Origin of the sequence: Actinomyces oris (assembly GCF_001937665.1) — a bacterium.
GTDB classification, from domain to species: domain Bacteria; phylum Actinomycetota; class Actinomycetes; order Actinomycetales; family Actinomycetaceae; genus Actinomyces; species Actinomyces stomatis.
The window spans coordinates 65,757-89,522 of record NZ_MSKL01000002.1 but is presented as its reverse complement, the minus strand read 5'-3'; the positions used below and the strand labels follow the sequence as shown (position 1 = coordinate 89,522).

Sequence of the window (23,766 nt, the reverse complement as noted above, 5' to 3'; positions counted from 1 at the left end):
CCGGCTCCCCGCAGGGCGCCGGACACCCCGCCGATGACGCGGACTGCGGCTCCGCCGGCGGCCTGGTCGACGGACGTCACCCGGTGCTGGTCCCCGAGGACTGGGACCAGCACCTCGACAGCGCCGAGTGGAGCCTGGGCGACGACGGCCTGCCCTTCAGAACGGCTGCCCGGGTTCTGGCCGTGACCCAGGACGGCGAGGTACTGCTGCTGGTGGGGCATGACGCCGCGAACCCGAGCCACAGCTGGGTCTTCACCCCGGGAGGAGGACTCCGCAGCGGCGAGGACCCCCGTGCCGGAGCCGTGCGTGAGCTGGTCGAGGAGTCCGGGATCGAGGTCGCCCCCGCCGACCTTGAAGGGCCCATCGCCCACCGGGAGGCGGTCTTCCGCTTCGCCTCCGTCACATGCCGCCAGGACGAGCTCTTCTTCCTCCTGCACCTGCCGACCACGCGCCCGATCAGGAAGGACGGCTGGACCTCCCTGGAGCGAGACGTCGTCGACTCCATCTCGTGGTGGAACGTGGAGCAGCTGCAGGCCGCCCAGGAGCGGGGACAGGAGATCTACCCGGTGCGCCTGCCCGAGATCGTGGAGGAACTCGCCTCCGGCTGGAACGGCCGGCGCTTCGATCTCACGGATCCGGTGGACTGCGAGGTCCTGGCCGAGCTGGCGAGCACCCCGGACCGTCACTGCGACCCCACCACCGAGGAGTCAGATGACTAACCCGAATCACTCCCACCACCCGACTCACACGATGGATGCCCGCCACCCTCGGGCGCTCTTCCCCGCACTCGTGCCGCCCGACTCCCGTCCCACCATCGGGGTCCTGGCCCTTCAGGGAGACGTACGCGAGCACTCCTTGGCCCTCGAGGCGTCTGGAGCGCGCCCCGTCGTCGTACGCCGCGCCACCGATCTGGGGCGGAGCCCGGGAGACAGGATCGACGCCCTGGTGATCCCCGGCGGGGAGTCGACCACCATGAGCACGCTGCTGGTCGCCTTCGGCATGCTTGAGCCCCTGCGCGAGCTGATCGGCGCGGGCCTGCCCGCCTACGGGTCGTGCGCCGGGATGATCATGCTGGCCGACCGCGTCGAGGGGGCGCAGAAGGGACAGGCGTTCCTGGGCGGCATCGACATGACCGTGCGCCGCAACGCCTTCGGCCGTCAGGTGGACTCCTACGAGGAGGACCTCACCGCTCCAGCACTGGGCGCGGGGCAGGACCGACCGTTGCGGGCCGTCTTCATTCGGGCGCCCTGGGTGGAGGAGGTGGGGCCGGACGTCGAGATCCTCGCCACGACCCGCGCAGGACGTGCGGCTGGGGTCGGTGGGGCCGACGGCGGTAGGATCGTCGCGGTTCGTCAAGGGGCCCTGCTCGCCACGTCCTTCCACCCGGAGGTCGGAGGTGACCACCGGGTTCACGACGTCTTCGTCTCCATGGTGACGCGCCGGGCCTGAGTACGTTCGGCCGCGCCCTCATCATCGACTCCCAAGGAGCACTTATGTCGGGTCACTCCAAGTGGGCCACCACCAAGCACAAGAAGGCCGCCATTGACGCCAAGCGCGGCAAGCTCTTCGCACGCCTCATCAAGAACATCGAGGTCGCCGCCCGTACCGGCGGTGGTGATCCCACCGGTAACCCCACCCTGTTCGACGCCATTCAGAAGGCCAAGAAGAACTCCGTGCCGGCGGACAACATCACCCGCGCCGTCAAGCGCGGCAGCGGTGAGGAGGCCGGTGGCGCCGACTGGCAGACCATCATGTACGAGGGCTACGGCCCCGGCGGGGTCGCCTTCCTCGTCGAGTGCCTCACCGACAACCGCAACCGGGCCGCCTCCGACGTGCGCGTCGCCTTCTCCCGCAATGGCGGGAACCTGGCCGACCCGGGCTCGGTGGCCTACAACTTCACCCGTAAGGGCGTCGTCGAGGTCGCCAAGGCCGACGGAGTGGACGAGGACTCCATCCTCATGGCCGTCCTGGACGCCGGCGCCGAGGAGGTCGAGGACATGGGCGAGTCCTTCGAGATCTACTCCGAGCCCAGCGACATCGTCGCCGTGCGTACCGCTCTGACGGATGCGGGGATGGACTACGACTCCGCCGAGGTCCAGTTCGTCGCCGGAACCAAGGTGGAGGTCGACGTCGAAGGCGCACGCAAGGTCTTCCGCCTCATCGACGCCCTGGAGGACTCCGACGACGTCCAGAACGTCTACACCTCGGTGGACCTCAGCCCAGAGGTGGCCGCCGAGTTCGCAGGCGGCGAGGACTGAGCCCCTGGACGTCGCCGGCTCTCGGCCGCGTTCGGCTCGCGCCGTCGTCGCCCAGCAGCGGGTCCTGGGAATCGATCCCGGGCTGACCCGCTGCGGTCTGGGATGCGTGGACGTCGACCCTCGCCGTCAGGTCCGTCTGGTGGAGGTCGGCGTGGTTCGGACTCCGCCGTCTCAGAGCCCCGAGCTGAGGCTCCTGACCATCACGGAGGCCATTGAGGACTGGATCGCCCGTCTGGGTCCCTCCGTGGTGTCCATTGAGCGGGTCTTCGCGCAGGACAACCTGCGCTCCGTCATCGGGGTCGCCCAGGTGATGGGCACCGCGATGGCCACTGCGGCGCGCGCAGGGCTGGAGGTCGCCCAGCACACGCCCAGCGAGGCCAAGGCCGCCGTCACCGGCTCGGGGACTGCGGACAAGACCCAGGTCCAGGCCATGGTCACCCGCATTCTCGGCCTTGATGCGCCGCCCCGGCCGGCAGATGCCGCAGACGCCCTGGCCCAGGCGATCTGCCACGGTTGGCGCGGAGGCGGGACGGGAACGGATGATGCCACCGAGATGGTCTCCGCCGGGGGAGCGGTGCGCGTCTCGGCCCGCACGCCGGCTCAGCGTCAGTGGGCCGCCGCCCAGGCGGCGGCCCGGCGCACCGGCGCCGTCGACCCGCGACGGGTGCGGCGCTGAGGACTCTGCCGGACCCGGGCTGCTAGGATCCGAACGTCTGTTCGAGTCCGTCCTCGTCCGCCGAATCGGCACAAGACCGCTCGACCCGCTGAGAACATCCAGGAGAAGCTGCCCATGATCGCCTCCCTGCGCGGCACTGTCCTCAGTGTCGGCCTGACCGGTGCCGTCATTGAGACCGGCGGTGTCGGCATGAGCATCCAGGCCACACCTACCACGCTGTCCGGCCTCAGGGCCGGTGAGGAGGCCCTCGTTCACACCGAGCTGGTCGTCCGTGAGGACTCGCTGACGCTCTTCGGCTTCGCCGACACCGATGAGAGGGACAGCTTCCGCACCCTGATGAGCGCCAAGGGGGTCGGAGCCAAGCTGGCGCTGGCGATGCTGGCCGTCCACACCCCCAATGCTCTCAGGCGGGCCATCGCCTCCCAGGACGTCGCCGCCCTCACCCGGGTGCCCGGCCTCGGCCCCAAGGGCGCTCAACGCGTCATCCTGGACGTGGCCGACAAGCTGGGCCCCGTCACCGGGGATGATCTCGGCGCCGCCCGTGCGGCTTCGGAGACTGCTGGAGGGCAGGAGAGCGCGACCGACGGAGGTCCGGAGCCCCACGCCGACGTCGTCGCCGCCCTGGTGCAGCTCGGCTGGAACGAGGCCAGCGCGCGCCAGGCCGTCACCTCCGTGACCTCCGATGCCGCGGCCGACCAGGAGCCGGACACGGCGGCAGTGCTGCGGGCCTCCCTGAGATGGTTGGGAGGCGGGCACCGTGGCTGAGCCGGATGAGCTCGACCGGCAGCGCCTGGTCGGTGGTGGTGCCGATGCCACCGAGCGTGCCGCCGAGGCGGCCCTGCGGCCCAAGCGTCTGGAGGACTTCACCGGGCAGGAGGTGGTGCGCGGCCAGCTCTCGGTGGTGCTGCGCTCCGCCCTGGCCCGCGGGGTGACGGCTGACCACGTTCTCCTGTCGGGGCCGCCCGGGCTGGGCAAGACCACGCTGGCCATGATCATCGCCGCCGAGGTGGACGGCTCCCTGCGCCTGACCTCGGGGCCGGCCATTCAGCACGCCGGAGACCTCGCGGCCATCCTGTCCTCCCTGGAGGAGGGCGACGTGCTGTTCATCGATGAGATCCACCGCCTGGCGCGGACCGCCGAGGAGATGCTCTACCTGGCGATGGAGGACTTCCGTGTCGACATCGTCGTCGGAAAGGGACCCGGCGCCACCTCCATCCCCCTGTCCCTGCCCCCCTTCACCGTCGTCGGAGCCACCACGAGGGCAGGGCTGCTGCCCGCCCCGCTGCGAGACCGTTTCGGCTTCACCGGCCACCTCGACTACTACGGGCCGGGCGAGCTCACCCGGATCCTCACGCGCAGTGCGGGGCTGCTGGGCGTGAGCCTGGAGGCGGACGCCGCCAAGGAGCTGGCCTCTCGCTCACGTGGCACGCCTCGTATCGCCAACCGGCTGCTGCGGCGCGTCCAGGACTGGGCGGAGGTCCACGGACAGCCCGGCCGACTCGACCTGGTGGCGGCCCGCGGCGCCCTGGACGTCTTCGAGGTCGATGCCCTCGGGCTGGACCGCCTGGACCGGCAGGTGCTCGAGGCCCTGTGCACCCGGTTCGGCGGTGGCCCGGTGGGGTTGACGACGCTGGCGGTCAGCGTGGGGGAGGAGCCCGAGACGGTGGAGACCGTGGCCGAGCCGTACCTCGTGCGTGAGGGGCTGGTGGTGCGTACCCCACGGGGACGGGCGGCCACGCCGGCGGCCTACAGCCACCTGGGACTTGAGCCCCCAGCCGACGGATCATTGTTCTCCTGAGCGACAACCGGGTAATGTGATGATTTTGTAACCGGTTGGTACCCAGTTGTGCCCGACCACTCGCCGACGGTAGGTAAGCGTCTGGCCCGCGTGCCATAGACTCGCCACCGCCGGCCTGTGACAGTCGTAGGTCTGCATCAGCCGAGACTGCCTAGTCGAAACGGAGAGGCCTCCATGTCGTCGTATTTCATCTGGATCATGCTCATCGGGATGCTCCTGATGATGTGGTTCGTCAGCCGCAGGCAGCGCGCGATGCAGGAGGAGCAGAAGCGCCGCACTGAGAAGGGTCTGGTTCCCGGCAACTGGGTTCGCACCATCGGCGGCTTCTACGGGACGGTCGTCGAGGTCGACGGTGACGTGGTCACCCTGGCCACGCCGCTGGGTGACGAGACCCTCTGGAGCAAGCGGGCGATCGCCGCCATCGAGGAGCCTCCCTTCGGCTCCGCCTCCGCCCACGAGGAGCCCGGCTCCGACGTCTCGCAGGCCGGTGACGACATCCGTGAATCCGAGCAGGACGCGGCCGAGCCGCAGTCCTGATATCGGCGAACCGACCACACTCCCACGACGTCGGCGTGACAGCGCTTAGCGGCGCCCTACAGACTCCGCCGGCGCTTGGTGACCCGTCTCGCTGAGTCCGTCGGACTCGGTGCGCCTCTCGGCGGTGTCCGCCAAGCATCCCAGCCCCACACTCACCTCAGCCTTCGGGCCATGCGCTCGAGTTCACTCCACCCCAGGAAGGGACCACGTGTCCAGTAAGCAGCGAACGCGCCCAGGGCGCCGCCTCCTGATGTTCATCCTCGTCCTCGTCATCGGTTTCGGCGCTCTGGTGGTGGGAAACATGAGGCACAAGGCCTCACTCACCCCCGGACTCGCCCTCGATCTCGAGGGCGGTACCCAGCTCATTCTGACGCCCACGACCTCCGACGGCTCGGCGATCAGTGACAGCGATGTTGAGCAGGCCATCGAGGTGATCCGCCAGCGCGTGGACGCCTCCGGCGTCTCCGAGGCCCAGATCTCCCGCCAAGGCGGTCAGAACATCGTGGTCTCGCTGCCCGGAAAGCCCAGCCAGGCCACCCTGGAGCTGGTGCGCACCTCTGCCGTCATGTACTTCCGCCCGGTCCTGCGCGTCCTGGAGGGCAGCGCCCAGCAGGCTGCCAAGAACATCGCCAGCCAGAACCCCTCCGGCGCGCCAACCCCGGCGCCGACGAGTCAGCCCAGCGCCCAGGCCCAGGCTCAACCAGACCCCAACGCCGGAGGCGAGGCGACTCAGCCGGCAGCGGACTCGGCAGGTGCCGAGGAGGGCTCTGGCGAGGGCGAGCAGCCAACGGCGACCCCGGCCCCCACCGCACAGCCCACGGCCCAGTCCACGGCGCAGCCCAGGACCCCCGAGGAGATCGCCAAGCAGCTGGCGGACGTCAACCAGGACGGTGTCATCTCCTCTGACCCGCTCCCCGCCCAGGACAAGACGAACTCATCGGATTCCTGGATCACCGAGAAGCTGCTCTACGACGGCTACATGACCGACTGCACCGACCCGAAGAATCTCACGGGGCAGACGCAGGATCCCAAGGTCGCCGTCATCTCCTGCTCCAAGGAGGCCGGTTCCCAGCACCGCGGCGCCTACATCCTCGGCCCGGCTGAGATCAGCGGAACCGAGCTCAAGAGCGCCAACTCGGGTCTGGAGACCGACTCCCGCGGTCAGGCCACCAACCAGTGGGTCGTCTCGTTGGCCTTCAACGCTGACGGCACCAAGAAGTTCTCCGAGCTGTCCAAGCGGCTGCTGACCTACCGCGACCAGGCGAGTGCCGCCGGTGCGCAGGGCGCTCAGAACCCACAGGCCCAGCACATCGGGGACAAGGCCCAGTTCGCCATCGTCCTGGATGGCCTGACCGTCATGGCCTCCGGTTTCAATGAGTCTGTCCACTCGCCGATCACCGACGGCCGGGTCCAGATCACCGGCAACTTCAACCAGAATCAGGCCAACACGCTGGCCAACCAGCTGTCCTTCGGCTCGCTGCCGCTGAGCTTCACGGTTCAGTCCGAGCAGCAGATCTCCGCCACGTTAGGAACTGAGCAGCTGCGCAACGGCCTGATCGCCGGGCTCATCGGCTTCGCTCTCATCATCCTCTATCTGGCCTGGCAGTACCGCGGCCTGGCGGTGGTGGCCGTGGCCTCTCTGGTGGTGGCCGCAGCCGGCACCTACCTGGTCATCGCGGCACTGAGCGCGACCATGGGCTACCGCCTGTCCCTGGCGGGAGTGGCCGGACTCATCATCTCCATCGGCATTACGGTCGACTCCTTCATCATCTACTTCGAGCGAGTCCGTGACGAGGTGCGTCAGGGACGGACTCTGAGGACCGCGATCGATGAGGGGTGGAAGCACGCCAGGCGCACGATCCTCGTCTCCGACGCCGTCAACCTCGTGGCCGCGATCGTCCTGTACTTCCTCGCCGTCGGCGGGGTGCAGGGATTCGCCTTCACCCTGGGAGTGACCACGTGCGTGGACCTGGCCATCATCATACTCTTCACCCACCCGTTGATGGAGTGGATCATCCGCTTCCGCTTCTTCGGTGAGGGGCACCGGCTCTCCGGTCTTGACCCCGAGCACCTCGGGGCGACGTCCTCGACCTACGGCAAGGGGCGCGAGGCCGTCGCCGACCGCATGGCCGGGTCCCTGGCGCGCCGCAAGGCCGAGGCCCGCAGGAGCGCCGAGAGCCCCGACGGTGCCGCTGATGAGGCCGACGGCGAGACCGTCGATGATGAGGTCGAGCAGCAGGAGGCCGACGCGGTCGATGCCACGGCCGACAAGGGAAAGGACGGTGAGACGAAGTGAAGTCTCTCGCCACGCTCGGTAACGAGCTCTACTCGGCCAAGACGTCCATCGCCTTCGTCGGCAAACGACGGATCTGGTACCTCATCGCCGTCGTCATCATCCTCGGCTCGGCCACGCTCCTGGCCACCGTAGGACTCACCCCGGGAATCGACTTCAAGGGCGGATCGGAGATCACAGTCACGGGACTGTCCACTCCTTCCGAGCGTCCCGCCAACGAGGTCCTCTCCAAGAGCGACCTGGCGGCCAGCTCCTCGGTGACCACCATGGGGTCGACATCGGTACGGGTGCAGACCAACCAGCTGAGCAAGCAGCGCCTCGACTCGCTGGCCGGTGAGCTCGCCACCGCCTACAAGACCGACGCCTCCAACGTCTCAGCGACGACCGTGGGGCCGACCTGGTCCTCCGACGTTACCAAGAAGGCGATTCGAGGACTGGTCCTGTTCTTCATCTTCGTCGGACTGCTCATCTGGGCATACTTCCGCACCTGGAAGATGGCGGCGGCGGCCCTGCTCGCCCTGTGCCACGACATCGTCGTCACCGTGGGCATCTACGCCCTGTCCGGATTCGAGGTCACCCCGGCCACGATCATCGGTGTGCTGACGATCCTGGGATACTCCCTCTATGACACTGTCGTGGTCTTCGACAAGATCCGCGAGAACACCGAGGGCTTCGAGTCCCAGAGCCGATCCACTTACGCCGAGCTCGCGAACCTGGCGGTCAACCAGACCTTCATCCGTTCGATCAACACCTCCGTGGTCGGTGTGCTCCCGGTGGCCTCGCTTCTGTTCGTCGGCGCCTTCATCCTGGGCGCAGGAACGCTGCGCGACATCGCTCTGACGCTGTTCATCGGCATGATCGCCGGCACCCTGTCCTCGATCTTCCTGGCCACGCCTCTCCTCGTGGACCTGCGCTCACGCGAGAAGCGCATCAAGGACCAGGCCGCCAAGGTCGCCGCAGCACGCCAGCACCGTCGGGAGGAGGCCGGCGACGACGTCGAGGAACTGGCTAAGATTGACGCGGCTCCGGCCGCCTCACCCGTCACCCCCGGCCACCACCTCGGCGTGGCGGCTCAGCCAAAAAGGAAGAAGAAGCGCAGATGACCGCTCCCGTGGCCCATTCCGAGACGGTTCCCGAGTCTCTGACCAGGCTGGTCATGAGCCACCTGCGTGAGATTCCCGATTTTCCCGAGCCGGGGGTCCTCTTCCGGGACATCACTCCGCTCCTGGCCGACGGACCTGCCTTCGCCGGTCTCGTCGACGGCCTTGCCGATCACTATCGCAGTCGGATCGATGCGATCGCGGGACTCGAGTCGCGCGGCTTCATCCTGGCGGCGCCCTTGGCGGTTCGGCTCGGGATCGGGATGATCACGGTGCGCAAGGGCGGCAAGCTGCCCGGACCGGTCATCGGCGTGGACTACTCCCTGGAGTACGGCACCGCCCGGATGGAGCTGCGGCCCGAGACCGTCACCCGGGGCGCACGCGTTCTGGTCATCGACGATGTTCTGGCCACAGGTGGGACGGCCGCCGCGTCCATCTCCCTCATTGAGCAGGCCGGCGCCTCGGTGGAGGCCATCTGCATGCTTCTGGAGCTGGCAGATCTCGGCGGTCGCCGACAGCTCCAGGGGCGTCAGGTCGACTCGGTCGTCATCTTCTGAGACACGAATCGAGCGGCTCATCCGCTTCCTGCTTCCCCACACCCACGGCTGATTCCTGTGTGGTGTCGCGCCGCCCTGCCGCGCGACACCACACGGTCGGCTGCAGTGCCGGCACGCCTCGGTGTGCCGGCCGCTATATGATGCGTCAATGACGGAGACGAAGAGCACCCCGGACACGTCAGGCGACAGTGTTGTCCCCGGCTCGCGCGTGCGCAGCCGTCTGGCGTGGTTCGGCTCCCGGGGACACTCCACACCAGCGGCCATCGAGCCGCTGCTGCGAGCGGTGCGCGCCAACCACCCCAAGGCGGACACGAGCCTCATCGTGCGCGCCTACGAGGTGGCTGAGAAGGCTCACTCCGGCCAACGACGCAAGTCCGGGGAGCCCTACATCACCCACCCGGTGGCAGTGGCGACCATCCTCGCCGAGCTGGGGATGACGGCCCAGACCCTGGCGGCGGCTGTCCTGCACGACACCGTGGAGGACACCGACTACACCCTTGAGCGCCTGCGCGCCGACTTCGGTGACGAGATCAGCCTGCTCGTTGACGGCGTCACCAAGCTCGACAAGCTCCAGTACGGGGAGGCCGCCCAGGCCGAGACGGTGCGCAAGATGATCATCGCGATGTCCAAGGACATCCGGGTCCTGGTCATCAAGCTCGGCGACCGTCTTCACAACGCCCGTACCTGGAAGTACGTCTCCGCGGAAAACGCCGCGCGCAAGGCCAAGGAGACCCTGGAGATCTATGCGCCCCTGGCCCACCGCCTGGGAATGAACACGATCAAGTGGGAGCTGGAGGATCGTTCCTTCAAGGCCCTCTACCCGGGCGTGTACGAGGAGATCGAGCACATGGTGGCCGAGCGGGCCCCGGCTCGCGAGGAGTACCTGCGCCAGGTCCGCCTTCAGATCGAGGAGGATCTGAGGGTCAACAAGATCAAGGGCGCCGTGACCGGGCGACCCAAGCACTACTACTCGATCTATCAGAAGATGATCGTGCGGGGGAAGGACTTCGACGACATCTACGACCTGGTCGCGGTCCGGGTCATTGTCGACACCGTCCAGGACTGCTACGCGGTGCTCGGTTCCCTGCACTCGCGCTGGACCCCCATGAGTGGGCGGTTCAAGGACTACATCGCCGTCCCCAAGTTCAACCTCTACCAGTCGCTGCACACGACTGTCGTGGGGCCGGGGGGTAAGCCGGTGGAGATCCAGATCCGTACCCACGAGATGCACCGCATGGCCGAGTACGGCGTGGCCGCGCACTGGCGTTACAAGGAGGATCCCAACGCCTCGGGCCCCAGCGCCCTGGGAGGCAGACCCGGGGACTCCGACCAGGGCGACATGGGCTGGCTGCGCCAGCTCGTCGACTGGCAGAAGGAGACTCAGGACCCCTCCGAGTTCCTCGACGCCCTGCGCTACGAGATGGCCGGGGACCAGGTCTACGTCTTCACCCCCAGGGGTGATGTCCTGGCCCTGCCCGCTGGAGCCACTCCGGTGGACTTCGCCTATGCCGTCCACACCGAGGTCGGCCACCGCACCGTGGGGGCGCGCGTCAACAGCCGGCTGGTGCCCCTGGACACGCGCCTGGAGAACGGTGACACGGTGGAGGTCTTCACCTCCAAGGCCATCAACGCCGGTCCCTCGCGTGACTGGCTCACCTTCGTCGCCTCGACCCGGGCCCGCAACAAGATCCGTTCCTGGTTCTCCAAGGAGCGCCGCGAAGAGGCCATTGAGGAGGGCAAGGGCGCCATTGCCCGAACCCTGCGCAAGCAGAACCTTCCCCTTCAGCGCCTCATGAGCCACGAGACTCTCATGAACGTGGCCAAGACCCTCGACAAGGTCGACATTGACGGCCTGTACGCGGCAGTGGGTGAGGGGCACGTATCCGCTCAACATGTCGTTGACACCCTGGTGGCCACCATGGGTGGGGAGGACGGTGCCGAGGAGACTCTTGCGGAGGGGATCCTGCCCACTCGGGCGACAGCGCACCGGCGTCCACGAACAGCCGATGCAGGAGTCGTCGTTGCCGGCATGGATGAGGGCGACGTCTACGTCAAGCTGGCGCGCTGCTGCACCCCCATGCCGGGAGATCCCATCGTCGGCTTCATCACCCGGGGCTCGGGTGTCTCAGTGCACCGGGCCGACTGCCAGAACGTCGATCAGCTCCAGCGCGAGCCCGAGCGCCTCATCACCGTCTCCTGGGCGGATCACGCCCAGTCCGCCTACCTGGTCCAGGTGGAGGTCGAGGCCCTGGACCGCGGGGGCCTGCTCGCCGACATCACCCGGGCGCTGGCAGACAGCCACGTCAACCTTGCGAGCGCCAGCATCGCCACGAGCCGCGACCGGGTCGTCACCGGCCGGTTCGTCGTCGAGCTGGCCGAGGTCGGGCACCTGGACCACACGCTGGCGGCGCTGCGACGCATCGACGGCGTCTTCGAGGCGCGCAGAAGCCTGTCCACGACGCGCCGTCGATGAAAAGGACTGAGGACGAGTGGTGCCACTTGACGACGGATCGTTACGCGGCATCTAGCCTGGCACCACTGAATCTTCGTAAATAGGACTTGCCAGAGCCATCGGCAGCTGCCTCCATAACGGCAAGCCGGTCGAATTCATCCAATAAAGACGGCCAACGATTCTTGCGAAGGCGAAAGGCGATGACGGATGTCACATGCTCCCCTTTGAAGCCTTCGGGAGAAAACTTAATCCTGCGTCGATCGGAAGAAAGTATGACAAGGCTGTCGGCCCGCCATAGATTGCTTAAATAATTATGTGAGTATAAGTATTTAGGTGAGTATAAGTACGACTCGATGTCTTCGAATTCGATTCGGGTTGTCCCGTCAAGGAAGGAATGATTCTCGATGTATCCTGGTCCGACCTCGATGTAATTAATGCTTGTTTGGAGGAATACTCCACCTCCTAAAGTGATGAGTATGATGGCAATCACGAGCCATATGGTGGCGACGCCGGTGTCGTCGTCAGAAAATGAAGGGTTGATCCATCGCCTGCAGCCGAGCCAGAGGGCGACTAGGCCGATAAATAACACTCCTCCGCCGCCGAGCAACTGATATTGTGGCGGTTTTGATCGTGCAACGCCATCTTCTGTCATGGCGGAGCCGGTCACTCGATCGAAGTGGTCCAATCCCAGCCTGATGATGATGCCGAGTATCATAGCAAGACCAAGAGGGAATGGAATATTCTTCACGTTGACAACGTTAGTTTCTTCTGCAGGGAGTTGTGAACGGCTTCACTGAAGGCGTAATGAAGGCTATGACTGGTGCCCGCGGTGGTGACTCGAATCAATTTTCTTCGAAAATGTGTCGCTGTTTACTGGTGGAATACGACGGACTCGATGATGTGCCGCGCCCGCGGGCAGCCTCTGCTGGCTGCCCCACGACAGTGATTGAGCGTCAGCAGGAGACGGACTCGACTCACTCCGTGGTCGCGGGCGGTCATGACGGCTTGCACGGCCTGCACCGGTGGCCCCAGGCGAGCGATGTCGACGGCGGCTCGGGCGATCGTGGCGCAGGTGATGCCACCGATCACGGTCGTGTCGCAGTGGGGCAGTCTGCCTCGTCTGGTCACCAGGTAGGGCAGCCGGCTTCGACGACCTCCGGGTAGACACACCTCCAGCGTGTCGGGCGGAGTGCCACCGACGTGCACCCACAGGGCGGTGCCGGCCAGAAGGACGCCCCGGCAGGGCAGGGCGGCGGCAACGGCCCGCATACGTCCCTCCGCCGAACGCAGGGTATCGGCCGGTTGCAGGTTGCCCAGGACGTTGACTAGCAGTCGGGCGTCAAGTCCGGCGCACCTGAGCACCTGCATGTCCTGGGCCGGAAGCGTGCCCAGAACGGGGGAGAGCGGGCGGGCGGACAGGTGGGCCACGGCGGCGTGACCGGGAACCGGGACGAAACGAGGCATAGGCCATCGTGGACTTCTCCCGGTTGCCGGCGCCACAGCGAACCGGCCGCCTGTGGATAACCTTGTCGTGTATGTGAGGAGTTGACCCTCACGCGGCGGGAGGCATCACGGTGGACAGGATGCACTAGGACACCAACCAGCCGGAGCAGGCGCTGAGGAAGGAGACACGGTGAAGGATTCCGAACGGCGTCACAACGACGGAGTTGGGAGACGTGACACAGCAGCCGACACCGTGGACAACGCCGCGTCCAACGACGCGGACATCGCCATGACGGTCGGTGAGGTCTCAACGCTCCTGGGCGTCAGTGTCCGGGCGCTGCACCACTGGGACGAGTCCGGTCTGGTGCATCCGTCTCGACGCAGTGACGCCGGGTACCGGCTCTACTGCGAGACGGACATCATGCGCATCCAGCAGGTCCTCGTCTACCGGCAGACCGGCATGAGCCTGGCCGACATCAAGACAGTCCTTGATGAGCCGTGCGCTGACGCGGTCACGCACCTGCGCCGTCAGCGTGAGCTGGTGCAAGGACAGATCTCCCACCTGCAGCAGATGCTCAGCTCGATTGACATGGTGATGGATATACAGCAGTCGGGAGCGAGGATCTCCGTGGCTGAGATGGCGGAGATCTGGGGGACCGACTGGGACCCCGTCTATATCGAGGAGGCCCACGCTCGGTGGGGTGACACTGAGGACTGGGCCGAGTCCCACCGGCGCAAGGCCCGGATGTCTCGCACCGACTGGGAGCGGGCGCACGAGGAGACTGTCGCCCTGGAGACTGCGCTGGCCGAGGCGATGCGCAGTGGCGTCGAGCCGGGCAGCCCCGAGGCCAATGCCCTGGCGCGGTGGCACCGCAAGGACTTCAACCGGTGGTTCGAGGTCTCCGCCTCCAAGCAGGTCATCATCGCCCGCGGCTACGTGGCGGACGAGCGCTACGCCCGGTACTACGACAAGCGCGCGCCAGGGCTGGCGGCCTGGCTCAAGGACGTCATCGACGCCTGCGCCAGGTCTGAGGGACTGGACCCCGCGACCGCCGCCTGGGAGTAGCAGTTATCCCGACGACGGACGCCAGGACGAGACAAGAGGCGGGGCCGACACCAGCGGGTGGTGTCGGCCCCGCCTCAGGCGCTCCTTGAGTCTCAGAGCTGAGCGGAACGTGCTCGGGTCAGGCCTTGGCCGAGCGCAGCACCTGCTCGAGCCAGGCCCGGCGAGCCGTCAGAGCGGACTCGGCCTCGGCGATCTTCTTGGCATCGCCGGCAGCCCGGGCGGCAGCCAGGTCCTTCTCCAGGCCGGCAATCGCATCCTGGAGCTGACCGGCCAGGCCCTCGGCGCGGGCCTTGGTCTCCGGGTCGGTGCGGCGCCACTCGGCGTTCTCGGCCTCGCGGATGGCGTCCTCGACGGCGCGCATGCGGCCCTCGATGCGGCGCACGGCTCCGCGGGGGACCCGCCCGGCCTCCTCCCACGCGTCCTGGATGGGGCGCAGGGCCTTCTTGGCGGCCTTGATGTCCTTGATGGGCAGGAGCGCCTCGGCCTTGGCCACCAGCGCCTCCTTGACCTTGAGGTTCTCGGCGAACTCGGCGTCGACGGCCTCGTCCTTGGCGCGGCGGGCGTCGTAGAAGACCTGCTGGGCAGCCCGGAAGCGGGCCCACAGGGCGTCGTCCTCCTTGCGGGAGGCGCGTCCGGCCTTCTTCCACTCGGCCAGCAGGTCGCGGTACTTCGCGGAGGTGCCGGCCCAGTCGGTGGAGTTCTGCATCTCCTCGGCGCGCTTGATGAGCGCCTCCTTGGCGGCCCGCACCTGCGCTTGCTTGGCGTCCAGCTCGCTGAAGAACTGGCGGCGGTGACGGTCGAAGGTGGTGCGCGCGTGGGAGAAGCGCTTCCACAGCCCGTCCTCGGTGGGACGGTCCAGGCGCGGCCCGCGCCGCTGCGCGGCCTTCCAGGACTCGAGCAGCTCACGCAGCTCGGCGCCGGAGTTCTTCCACTGCGTGCGGGCCGGGTCCTGCTCGGCGATGGCCTCAGCGCGCTCGACGATCGCCGTGCGCTCCTTGAGGGCCTGCTCCTTGGCGGCCGCACGCTCAGCGGACACGGCCTCGCGTCGCTCGGCGGCCACCGTCTTGAGCGCGGCGAAGCGGGCCCGCAGTCCCTCCAGATCGCCGACGGCGGCCGGCTCGGTCAGAGACTCGGAGATCGAGGACAGGGTCGAGTCGATCTCGCGGACGCTGAGCTGGGGCAGGCGGGTGGCGAACAGGTCGATGGTCGCCTTGAGATCCAGATAGCGGCGCACGTAGAAGGCCATGGCCTCGGCGATGGGAGCATCGGGGAACTGGCCGACCTCGCGCTCGGCGCCACCGTCCTGGACGTAGACCCGGCCCTCACCGTCGACGCGCCCCCACTTGGCGGCGTCCATGGCCTCCTGCGGGTCAACGGCCGGTTCGGCGGGCGCCGTGGAGGCCGCCGCCGGGGCGGGAACGTCGGCCGGGGTCGGTGTGTTCCCCTCCTGCGTGGTCTCCGTGGGCTCAGGATTCTCAGCCGACTCGGCCAGCCGCTCGTCCTGGGGGGTCTCCTTTGACCCGGAGTCGGCGGAGACCGGCTCGGCGCGCTCCTCAGTTGGTTCCTCAGTGGAATCGCCGGAGGGCTCATCGGTTCCCGACTCCGTCGGGGCGGGAGCCGACGACGTCTCCGAGGTGCTGTCGGTCGCCGCGGGCGAGGTGGACTCGGCCTCCGGAACGGGGGAGGTGGCGGCTTCAGGCGCCTGCTCCGTCGGGGTGGGCGCTGCCGACTCCTCGAGGACGGTCGGCTGGATGGTCTGCTCAGTGTCGGGCTGGTTCCGCTCAGTCACGGGATGCTCCTTCATGGGTTGACGGGGAGGGAGCGGCGTGACCGCTCCGTTCCGTTCGCGCCCGGCTCTCAAGCCGGGTGGTGGTGACGTGCCGTCGGAGGACGGCAGTGCCGAGAGTCTACGTTCCTGCCGGCAGCATTCACCATCCTTCGCCCCACCGATTTCAGTTGATTCGTTGAGCGCCGATGCCCCTGACGAGCGGGCCGGTGTCGGCTCCCCAAACCTCATCGACGCCTGGCGCTGTTAGCATGTGACCATGCTCGCGTGACTCGCCCCCGTGCCCCCACCGCCTCATGCCAAGGACGAGTCATGCCTGCGATCAGTTTCTCCCATGTCAGCTTCTCCTACACCTCCGCCCCCTTGCTGGAGAGCATCAACCTTACGGTCTCCGACGACGAACGCGTCTGCGTCGTCGGCCCCAACGGATCGGGGAAGTCCACGCTCCTGCGCCTGGCCACCGGCGAGCTGTCGCCTGACCACGGGACTGTCAGCATTCCCGAGCATCATGGCCCGCCGGCGGCCGACTCGGCGGAGTCGACTGCCACGTCGATCGAGGGCTACCTCGACGCCGCCTGCGCTGAGACCCTGGACGCGCTTGATCGTTTCGAGCGCATGGGCGAGGCCATTGCCCAGGCCGGAGCTGAAACCGGCTCCCTCGCCGAGGAATACGACTCGTTGCTGACCCGGCTTGAGTCGCTCGACGCCTGGAACCTGCCGGCTCGACGGGCTGAGGCGCTCGCCGGGCTGGGACTGGGGCAGGTGGACACAGGCCGCCTTGTCTCCTCCCTGTCACCGGGGCAACGGGGAAGGCTGGAGCTTGCCGCCCTGCTCCTGGTCTCTGGTCAGGCTCTGGTGCTCGACGAACCCACCAACCACCTGGATGCCGGTAGCAGCGACTACCTGAGCCAGATGGTGGTGTCATGGCCCGGACCGGTCCTGTTCACCACCCACGATCGTGCCTTCATCGACGAGGTGGCCACCGCCGTCGTCGACCTCGACACAGCGCCGTGGCAGGCACTCGCCACCGCCTCCGGGGACAGCGGCCCCATGGGTGCCTACCGGTGCGCGGGGCGATACAGCGACTACCTCGTGGAGAAGGCGCTCGCCAGGTCGTCCCACCGCAGCCTTCACCAGCGTCAGCAGGAGCAGCGGCGCAAGCTCGCGCGTCACCGTCGCGACTCCGAGATCGTTGGGCACAGCGGGGCAGCGCCCCGGACCGAGGCCCGCATAGCCCGCAAGTTCTACGCCGACCGCGCCCAGCGCGTCTCCACCCGGCGCCAGACGCAGGACGACCGCCGGCTGGAGGCGCTCGCTAGTACCGAGGTGCGCAGGCCACGCTCCTACGAGCTGCGGCTGCGCCTGACTGAACCAGCACCGCGAAGAGGAATAGCGGTCTCGGCCCGGTCGGCCGCCGTACACGGGCGCCTTGCACCGGTCACGGTCGACGTCATGGCCGGCGAGCACCTGCTGGTCACCGGCGTCAATGGGAGCGGGAAGTCCACGCTTCTGGCCTGGTTGGGTAGGCGGTCGGCGCCCACGGAGGACTCCAGCGGCAGCCTCACGGTATCCGGCTCGGTGTTCTGGATACCCCAGCACCTGCCGCGTCTCGGCGACCCTGGGGTGGATGAGGACGTGTGGACCGAGGGGATCGGGGACCGTGGCCGGGGCGCTCTGCACCCGCGCCTGTGGAACCGTCCCCTCAGCGAGCTCTCCGACGGCAACCAGCGCCGCGCCCAGCTGGCCCTGGCCGCTGCTGCCGGGCCTGAGGTGCTTGTCATCGACGAGCCCACGAACTACCTGGACCTGGACGCCCTCGAGATGCTCGAGGCCGCTTTGAGGACATGGACGGGCACGCTCATCGTCGCCAGCCACGACCGCCGGCTCATCGAGCACTGGTGGGGGCGACGGCTTCACCTTCGGTGAGCCAGCCGGGTCCTGTGGACCTGAGCAGCGCTTGGAAACGTATTCGCACCAGGTACCAGGTGATCCAAGTTAGGGTGGGAGGCATGATCTTGGAGCGCACCATCGCACCCGTGTTCGCAGCCAACTGCTATGTCCTGGCCGCAGGCCCGGGTGAGCCCGCCCTCGTCGTCGACCCCGGAGCCGGCTCCGTTCGCGGCGCCATGGCCCTCCTTCGGTCCAACCAGCTCACCCTGAGCGCCATCCTGCTCACCCACGGTCACGCCGACCACGTGTGGGACAGCCAGGCGCTCATCGAGGCTGCCCACGGTGAGGGCCTGCTCACCAGTGATGACGCCGTCGACGTGCCGGTCTACATCCCCGAGCGAGACCGGTACCGGCTCGAGGAGCCCGACATCACCACCGGCATCAGCGCCAACGGCATGAGCTTCACCGACATGGCCGGTACTGAGTGGAAGCAGCCCACCGACATCCGTCTCTTCCCGGGAGACGGCTTCTCCCAGGCCGTCGAGCTGGTCCCCGGTATCGCTCTACGCGCAGTCCCCGCTCCGGGCCACTCGGAGGGGTCCTCACTGTTCTTCTTCGAGGCCCGCCTGGCGGACAACGCCTTGCTGTACGAGGCCGAGGTCATTGAGGGCGACCCCTCTGCCGCCGACGAGGAGCGCACCTACCTCATGGCGCTCGACGGCGACGTCATCTTCAAGGGATCCGTGGGACGCACCGATCTTCCCGGCGGAGACCAGGTGCAGATGCTCGGTACCCTGCGGTTCCTGGCCAGCGCCGTCGACCCGGCCACCATTCTTCTGCCCGGGCACGGTGCAGTGACCACCATGGAGCACGAGCACCACGGCAACCCATACCTCGCCGAGGCCAAGATCCGTGGAGGAGACCTCAAGGCCTGACGGCGGTGCGCGGGCTCGCTGCCCGTCATGACACAATGCGGACCATGGCACAGGTACGACAAGCCCTCTCCTCACTGTCCGGCTTCCCCGAGTGGCTCCCCGCGGGCCACATCGTCGAACAGCACTTCGTCGACATCCTGCGCCGCACCTTCGAGCTCCACGGCTTCAGCGGCATCCAGACCCGCGCCGTCGAGCCGCTGAGCGAGCTGACGAAGAAGGGGGAGACCTCCAAGGAGGTCTACCTGCTCAACCGCCTGCAGGCGGATCCTGCCGAGTCCGAGTCCGAGACGGATCCGCGCAAGCAGCTGGGGCTCCACTTCGACCTGACCGTCCCCTTCGCCCGCTACGTCGTCGACAATGCCGGGCTGCTGACCTTCCCGTTCAAGCGCTACCAGATTCAGAAGGTCTGGCGCGGGGAGCGGCCTCAGGAGGGAAGGTTCCGCGAGTTCATCCAGGCCGATATCGACATCGTCGGCGATGGCGCCCTGCCGCTCCACCACGATGTCGAAGTCCCTCTCATCATGCACGAGGCACTCAGCTCCCTGCCGGTGCCCGCGGTCACCATCCACGTGTCCAACCGCAAGGTCGCCCAGGGCTTCTACCAGTCCATCGGCATCGACACGGACCGGCTCATCGAGGTCCTGCGCGTGGTCGACAAGCTCGACAAGATCGGTCCCGAGAAGGTGGCCGCCGAGCTCACCCAGAGCGTCGGCATCAGCGCGCAGCAGGCGGCACAGGCCCTCAGGCTCGCCACCATCACCGGAACCGAGGGCCAGGACGTCTCCGGGCAGGTCCTGCGGGCACTGGCGGGCGCCGAGCCCAGCGAGCTTCTCAACGAGGGCCTGGCCGAGCTGACCGCACTGCTCGAGGCCGCCGGACGACGTCGCCCCGGTGCCGTCATCGCCGACCTCAAGATCGCTCGCGGGCTGGACTACTACACCGGCACGGTCTACGAGTCCTTCATGGCCGGCCACGAGGATCTCGGCTCAGTGTGCTCCGGAGGCCGCTACGACTCCCTGGCCACCAACGGCAAGCGCACCTTCCCCGGTGTGGGCATCTCCATCGGTCTGTCCCGGCTCCTGGCCCGTGTCATCGGAGAGGGGCTCGTGGAGGTCAGCCGCTCCGTGCCCACGGCGGTGCTCGTGGCCGTGACTGACGAGGCCCACCGCTCCGCCTCCGACGCGATCGCCGATGCGCTGCGCGCCCGCGGCATCAGCGCCGACGTGGCTCCCAGTGCCGCCAAGTTCGGCAAGCAGATCAAGGCCGCGGACAAGCGCTCCATCCCCTTCGTGTGGTTCCCCGGTGCCGATGGCGCCCCTGACTCGGTCAAGGACATCCGCTCCGGTGAGCAGGTCGAGGCCGACGCCGCCACCTGGCAGCCGCCCACCGACGATGCCGCTCCACGGATCACCATCAGCCGGGTTGCGGCCTGCTCGCAGACCGGTGGCGAGGACGGCTGCGAGGTCGACTCAGCCTCATGACCATGAGCCGGAGCGAGTCCAGCAGCACGCACAACGTCCAGCAGGCGACGAGGGCGCTGTCCGCCCTCCGGGACAGCCTGACGACCTTGTCCATGCCCTACGTCCTTCAAGGAACCGCCGCCGCCTCGGACAAGGCCACGCTCATCCGTGACCAGCTCGGCGACTACATCCTTCCTCGCCTGGCCAGCCTGGACGCTCCGCTGCTGGCCGTGGTCGGCGGCTCGACCGGGGCGGGCAAATCGACCCTCGTGTCCTCACTCGTTCGCCGACACGTGGCCAGGGCCTCCGCGATCCGCCCCACCACGCGCCGTCCCCTGCTGCTGCACGCACCGACCGACGCCGCCTGGTTCGACACCGACCGGGTCCTGGGCTCCCTGTCACGACTGCGCGTGGCCCCCGATGCTCCAGCGAGCCCGGCCACCGACCACACGCCCAGAGAGCTCGAGCTGCGATCCTGTGAGGGACTCCCCGAGGGGCTGGCGATCGTGGACGCACCCGATGTCGACTCCGTGGTCGAGGACAACCGGGACCTGGCCGCGACGCTCCTTGCCGGTGCGGACCTGTGGATCTTCGTCACCACGGCAGCGCGCTACGCCGATGCCGTCCCCTGGGAGCACCTGCGGGCCGCGGCCGAGCGGCACATCACGGCTGCCATCGTCCTGGACCGGGTACCGGACGGTGCACAGGCAGAGGTGGAGGCCGATCTGCGTCGCCGGCTCGCGGAGGCTAACCTGGCCGAGGCTCCCGTCTTCACGATTCCTGAAACCACTCTGGACGACGACGGTTTTCTGCCCGAGTCCTGCGTCTCGCCGCTGCGCCAGTGGCTGGGAGCACTGGCCTCAGACGCCGCCGCTCGCCAGGACGTCGCGCACCGCAGCCTGACCGGGGCCATCGGTGCCGTACTGGCGCAGAGCGAGTTGCTCGCCGTCGAGCTGGACTCCCAGGAGGCCGAGCACGCCGAGCTGCGCCGAGCAGCCACCTCTGAGCACGACGACGCTCTTGAGCGCGTCATCGAGGCCACTGAGGACGGTTCCATGCTGCACGGCGAGGTGCTGACCCGCTGGCAGGAGTTCGTGGGTACCGGGGATCTGTTCCGGTCCTTGGAGGTGCAGGTGGGGCGGGTCCGCGACCGTATCACGTCGCTTCTGCGGGGGCGTCCGGCCCCGGCCAAGCGCGTTGAGCAGGCGATCGGCTCCTCCCTGGTCGAGCTCCTGGTCGCCGAGTCCCAACGGGCCTGCCTGGCCACGGAACGCTCCTGGAGGCGGGCCGGCACCTCCCAGCAGGCCCTGAACCGGGCGCTGGCGGAGGTGCCCACCCAGACCGGCCTTGAGGTCATTGCCGCGGCCCTTGTCCACGACTGGCAGCGTCAGGTTCTCACCCTCGTTCGAGCCGAGGGGTCCGACAAGCGGCTCACCGCCCGCCTTTTGTCCCTGGGGGTCAACGGAGCCGGAGTCGTCCTCATGATCCTCGTCTTCGCTCACACCGGTGGACTGACCGGGGGAGAGGTGGGGATTGCGGGCGGGACCGCCGTCCTCGCCCAGCGGGTCCTGGAGGCCGTTTTCGGAGACCAGGCGATGCGCGGCATGACCAAGACGGCCCGGGAGGACCTCAGTAGGCGTGCCACCGGTCTGTTCGCCAACCAGGCGAAGTGTTTCACTGATGCTCTTCCGGTCCCCACCCCCAGCGCAGAGACGCTGCGAGAACAGCTTCGGGCCTGCCAGGAGGCGGCCACGTCGTTGCGCGCCCTGCCTGCCGCCCGCAGTCGCCGGACGGCTGGGAGGAGGGTCAGGTGACCACTGATCGCTCCGGCGCACTGGACCTGGCACTGGTTCTCGAGGGCCTGGAGAGGGCCGTCAACCTGGGTGAGCAGCTCGGTCTGCGTGAAGAGCTCACTCAGGCCAGGGATGTCCTCGCACAGGCCTCCCACCGTCGGCGTCTGGCGCCGGAGACGACGGTGGCGGCCCTTCTCGGGGCGACAGGGTCGGGCAAGTCCAGCCTCACCAACGCCCTGACCGGCTCCGAGGTGTCCCGTACCGCCCGCACCCGTCCGACGACCACCCAGCCCCTCGCCGTCGTCCCGGATACGGCCGTCGAGGCCACGGAGCTGTTGGACTGGCTGGCCATCAGCCACAGGGTGCGCGTCGATGGCGGCTGGGCCCTGGGCGAGACCACGGTGCTGGTTGATCTGCCCGATATCGACTCCGACGAACCCGCGCACCGGGCCATCGCCCAGCGTATGGCGGGCAAGGTCGACGTCCTGGTCTGGGTCCTCGACCCGGAGAAGTACGCCGACGGCGTCGTTCATCGCGACTTCCTCATTCCCATGGCGGCACACGCCGACGTCATGGTCGTCGCCCTCAACCAGGTGGATCGGCTCGACTCTGAGAGCCGGGACGCAGTACTCACCGACCTGAGGAGGATCCTGGACCGTGAGGGTCTTGGAACCGTCTCGGTGGTGCCCGTCAGTGCCCTGACCGGAGAGGGCGTTGAGACCCTGGCGCACGCCGTGGCCTCGGTCGCCTCGAACAGGCTGGCCAGTGCCCGAAACCTCGTCGCCCACGCCAGGCGCGCAGCCAGCGACATGGGAGAACGGACGGGGCTCATTGCCCCATCCGCTTCACTCGCCGGTGCGCCGGATCCGGCCGCTCAGCAGGCCCCGCAGGTTAGTCAGTCCCTGAAGGCGCTCAGGCAGGCGGCCGCGCGCCTCGCCGGAGTCGACGTCGTCTCGCAGGCGGTCGAAGGATCGGACCGTCACCGGGCACACACTCGAGTCGGCTGGTTCTGGCTGCGGTGGATCGCGCACCTGCGACGCGACCCGCTGCGAGCCCTCCACCTGGGAACCAGGCGCCCACCGGCACCAGAGGCCGGAGACGCTGAACGATCCGACGGCGCCACAGGGGCCGGTGTCATCGACCTCAGCTCCTTGCCCCCCGCAGGACCTGCGGCAACGGGCAGGCTGCGCAGCAGTGCTCACGTCTACGCCGTAGCGGCCTGCTCCGGGTTGCCCGGTGATCTGGCGGCCCAGGCCGTTCTGCGCAGTGACGAGCGCGCTGAGAAGCTTGCCGAGCCTCTGGATCTGGCTGTGGCCCAGGTGGACTACGGGGCGTGGAAGCGCCCGGCCTGGTGGAGCGTCGCGAACGTGCTGCAGTGGGTGACCGCACTGACGGCGCTCATCGGTGGGCTGTGGCTGGCAGCCATTCACGTTCTGGAGGACTACCTCCTGATCATCAGCATCGACGTTCCTCGCTGGGGGAGAGTCCCCTGGCCCACCATCCTCCTGCTCGGAGGTCTGCTGATCGGACTCGTCCTTGCGTGGGTGGGTACGTTCCTGGCCCGACTTCAGGCCAGGCGTCACAGCAGGCGGATCAGTGACCACTTGCGCCGGGCCACCGACGAGGTCATCGACGCCGAGCTCATCGAGCCGCTCAGGACCGAGACGCACGGATGGGGGGAGCTCGCGCGGATTCTGGAGCGAATCACCTGAAACGGCTCGA

General features: G+C 68.0%; 20 protein-coding genes. 17 read left to right on the top strand and 3 right to left on the bottom strand.

Going from position 1 to position 23,766, the window contains the following annotated elements:
• Positions 1–83: 83 nt before the first annotated feature.
• The 11 genes from BKH28_RS00570 (at position 84) to BKH28_RS00520 (ending at position 11,692) form a co-directional block, all read left to right on the top strand.
• Positions 84–719, top strand: coding sequence for an NUDIX hydrolase (locus BKH28_RS00570; protein ID WP_075417022.1), 636 nt, complete (start codon positions 84–86; stop codon positions 717–719).
• Between the two features lie 31 nt (positions 720–750).
• The gene (pdxT, locus tag BKH28_RS00565; protein ID WP_218638017.1) at positions 751–1,449 is read left to right on the top strand and encodes a pyridoxal 5'-phosphate synthase glutaminase subunit PdxT; all 699 of its coding nucleotides are present in this window, start codon (positions 751–753) and stop codon (positions 1,447–1,449) included.
• 44 nt (positions 1,450–1,493) lie between these two features.
• A complete protein-coding gene (locus tag BKH28_RS00560) occupies positions 1,494–2,258 on the top strand; it encodes a YebC/PmpR family DNA-binding transcriptional regulator (protein WP_075416999.1) in 765 nt (254 codons plus the stop codon).
• Between the two features lie 70 nt (positions 2,259–2,328).
• Complete coding sequence (locus tag BKH28_RS00555) at positions 2,329–2,934, top strand: crossover junction endodeoxyribonuclease RuvC (protein WP_256277504.1); 606 nt, start codon at positions 2,329–2,331, stop codon at positions 2,932–2,934.
• A gap of 114 nt (positions 2,935–3,048) precedes the next feature.
• The gene (ruvA, locus tag BKH28_RS00550; RefSeq protein WP_075416998.1) at positions 3,049–3,699 is read left to right on the top strand and encodes a Holliday junction branch migration protein RuvA; all 651 of its coding nucleotides are present in this window, start codon (positions 3,049–3,051) and stop codon (positions 3,697–3,699) included.
• The gene (ruvB, locus tag BKH28_RS00545; RefSeq protein ID WP_075416997.1) at positions 3,692–4,732 is read left to right on the top strand and encodes a Holliday junction branch migration DNA helicase RuvB; all 1,041 of its coding nucleotides are present in this window, start codon (positions 3,692–3,694) and stop codon (positions 4,730–4,732) included. The genes ruvA and ruvB overlap by 8 nt, the downstream gene beginning before the upstream one ends.
• A gap of 174 nt (positions 4,733–4,906) precedes the next feature.
• Positions 4,907–5,269, top strand: coding sequence for a preprotein translocase subunit YajC (gene yajC, locus BKH28_RS00540; RefSeq protein WP_075416996.1), 363 nt, complete (start codon positions 4,907–4,909; stop codon positions 5,267–5,269).
• Positions 5,270–5,477: 208 nt separating this feature from the next.
• Complete coding sequence (secD, locus tag BKH28_RS00535; RefSeq protein WP_075416995.1) at positions 5,478–7,565, top strand: protein translocase subunit SecD; 2,088 nt, start codon at positions 5,478–5,480, stop codon at positions 7,563–7,565.
• Positions 7,562–8,665 (top strand): protein translocase subunit SecF, encoded by a 1,104-nt coding sequence (secF, locus tag BKH28_RS00530; protein WP_075416994.1) that lies wholly within the window; start codon positions 7,562–7,564, stop codon positions 8,663–8,665. The genes secD and secF overlap by 4 nt, the downstream gene beginning before the upstream one ends.
• Positions 8,662–9,219, top strand: coding sequence for an adenine phosphoribosyltransferase (locus tag BKH28_RS00525; protein ID WP_081379974.1), 558 nt, complete (start codon positions 8,662–8,664; stop codon positions 9,217–9,219). Before secF ends, BKH28_RS00525 begins: the two co-directional genes overlap by 4 nt.
• A 148-nt stretch (positions 9,220–9,367) precedes the next feature.
• Positions 9,368–11,692 carry a RelA/SpoT family protein gene (locus tag BKH28_RS00520; RefSeq protein ID WP_075416993.1) on the top strand — a complete coding sequence of 775 codons (2,325 nt, stop codon included), beginning with the start codon at positions 9,368–9,370 and terminating at the stop codon, positions 11,690–11,692.
• Between the two features lie 40 nt (positions 11,693–11,732).
• Here the strand turns inward: BKH28_RS00520 and BKH28_RS13230 are convergent, their stop codons facing one another.
• Together BKH28_RS13230 and BKH28_RS00515 are read right to left on the bottom strand one after the other, a co-directional pair.
• Entirely contained in the window at positions 11,733–12,419 is a 687-nt protein-coding gene (locus BKH28_RS13230; RefSeq protein ID WP_143224029.1) for a hypothetical protein, read from the bottom strand.
• Between the two features lie 122 nt (positions 12,420–12,541).
• Complete coding sequence (locus BKH28_RS00515) at positions 12,542–13,135, bottom strand: hypothetical protein (protein ID WP_075416992.1); 594 nt, start codon at positions 13,133–13,135, stop codon at positions 12,542–12,544.
• Positions 13,136–13,304: 169 nt separating this feature from the next.
• Between BKH28_RS00515 and BKH28_RS00510 the strand changes: the two genes are divergently transcribed.
• Positions 13,305–14,180, top strand: coding sequence for a MerR family transcriptional regulator (locus tag BKH28_RS00510; RefSeq protein WP_081379973.1), 876 nt, complete (start codon positions 13,305–13,307; stop codon positions 14,178–14,180).
• 118 nt (positions 14,181–14,298) lie between these two features.
• Here the strand turns inward: BKH28_RS00510 and BKH28_RS00505 are convergent, their stop codons facing one another.
• Positions 14,299–15,984, bottom strand: a complete 1,686-nt coding sequence (locus tag BKH28_RS00505; RefSeq protein WP_075416991.1) for a DUF349 domain-containing protein — start codon at positions 15,982–15,984, stop codon at positions 14,299–14,301.
• A gap of 294 nt (positions 15,985–16,278) precedes the next feature.
• On the opposite strand from BKH28_RS00505, the gene BKH28_RS00500 reads away from it, so the two are divergent.
• The 5 genes from BKH28_RS00500 (at position 16,279) to BKH28_RS00480 (ending at position 23,756) form a co-directional block, all read left to right on the top strand.
• Positions 16,279–17,892 carry an ATP-binding cassette domain-containing protein gene (locus BKH28_RS00500; protein ID WP_075416990.1) on the top strand — a complete coding sequence of 538 codons (1,614 nt, stop codon included), beginning with the start codon at positions 16,279–16,281 and terminating at the stop codon, positions 17,890–17,892.
• Between the two features lie 83 nt (positions 17,893–17,975).
• Positions 17,976–18,791, top strand: coding sequence for an MBL fold metallo-hydrolase (locus tag BKH28_RS00495; protein WP_075416989.1), 816 nt, complete (start codon positions 17,976–17,978; stop codon positions 18,789–18,791).
• Between the two features lie 35 nt (positions 18,792–18,826).
• Positions 18,827–20,272, top strand: a complete 1,446-nt coding sequence (gene hisS, locus BKH28_RS00490) for a histidine--tRNA ligase (RefSeq protein ID WP_075416988.1) — start codon at positions 18,827–18,829, stop codon at positions 20,270–20,272.
• Positions 20,269–22,065 carry a dynamin family protein gene (locus BKH28_RS00485; RefSeq protein ID WP_075416987.1) on the top strand — a complete coding sequence of 599 codons (1,797 nt, stop codon included), beginning with the start codon at positions 20,269–20,271 and terminating at the stop codon, positions 22,063–22,065. The genes hisS and BKH28_RS00485 overlap by 4 nt, the downstream gene beginning before the upstream one ends.
• On the top strand, positions 22,062–23,756 hold the full coding sequence (locus BKH28_RS00480) for a GTPase family protein (RefSeq protein WP_075416986.1): 1,695 nt from the start codon (positions 22,062–22,064) through the stop codon (positions 23,754–23,756). The genes BKH28_RS00485 and BKH28_RS00480 overlap by 4 nt, the downstream gene beginning before the upstream one ends.
• Positions 23,757–23,766: the final 10 nt, after the last annotated feature.